1 protein-coding gene is annotated in these 1,110 nt (G+C 65.5%); it reads left to right on the top strand.

The annotated features are described in order from the left end of the window. Positions 1 to 175: 175 nt before the first annotated feature. Positions 176 to 1,110, top strand: a 935-nt coding sequence (gene tnpC / locus IC50_RS38185) for an IS66 family transposase (RefSeq protein WP_440588162.1), incomplete at its 3' end; no start/stop codon positions are given.

The following is a 1,110-nucleotide window of genomic DNA, read 5'->3' as shown; positions in this document are numbered from 1 at the left end:
CGCTGTTTGAAGGGCTGAACTGGAAGCGAGTGGGCGAACGGATTGTCGCGACGCCAGCTGCGGCGAACTGACTCAGACCCGACAACCTGTTTCGCGCGGGGCTTTGGGATGATAGCTTGCGGATGTGCCGCCGTCCCCCATTGATCCCGCCCGTCTTGCAGCGCTGCCCGCCGATTTGCGCGCGCTCTTCCGCGCGCAGGAAGCGATGATTGAAGCCGAGCGTCGTCGCGCAGACGATGAATGCTCGGCGCGCCTTCATGTCGAGAGTGAACTGGCTGCGTCCAAAGAGAGCGTCGAACGCCTCGAACTGCTCGTGAAGGAGTACGAGCGCGCACGTTTCGGTAAACGCTCGGAGAAGTTCAATCCCGATCAGATGCAACTGGTTCTCGAGGACATCGAGATTGCCATCGCCGAAGTCCAGGAACGCCAGGACGATCGTGCGCGCCGCGCCGGCACGGCGCCGTCCAGCGGCCGGACCAGGCGCGCTGCCCGTGCCTTTCCCGCGCACCTGCCGCGCATCGAGCAGGTGATCGAACCCGAGAACCTCGAGTGTCCCTGCGGCTGCGGCCGGATGGTCCAGATCGGCGAGGATCGCTCCCGCCGTCTCGATGTCATGGCCGCCCAGTATCGTGTGATCGAGACGGTGCGACCGCGCTACGCCTGCGCAAAGGGCTGCACCGGTGTTGCTCAGGCGCCGGCGCCCGCCCATCTCGTGGAGGGTGGCATCCCCACCGAGGCGCTGCTGGCGCAGGTGGCGGTCGCCAAGTTCAGCGAGCACATGCCACTCTATCGTCAGTCGCAGGTTCTGGCTCGGCATGGCATCTTCATCGATCGCGCCGTTCTGGCAGACTGGATGGGAACGGTCGCCTTCCACCTCGCGCCGCTGGTCGAGCGCATGAGCGTCGTGATGAAGCAATCGGGCCGCTTGTTCATAGACGAGACCAGGGCGCCTGTGCTCGATCCGGGCCGGGGCCGAACGAAGACCGGCTATCTGTGGGCTGTCCTGCGCGACGATCGCGGCCACGGCGGCGCTGATCCACCAATCGTGGTCTACCACTACGCGCCAGGACGCGGTGGTGACCATGCTGAGCGCATCCTCGAGGGCTTCGA

This window comes from Bradyrhizobium genomosp. I (2014) (genome assembly GCF_000261685.1).
Lineage (GTDB): Bacteria > Pseudomonadota > Alphaproteobacteria > Rhizobiales > Xanthobacteraceae > Bradyrhizobium.
Note: the sequence above shows the minus strand (reverse complement) of the source record. Positions and strands in the feature narration are given on the sequence as shown.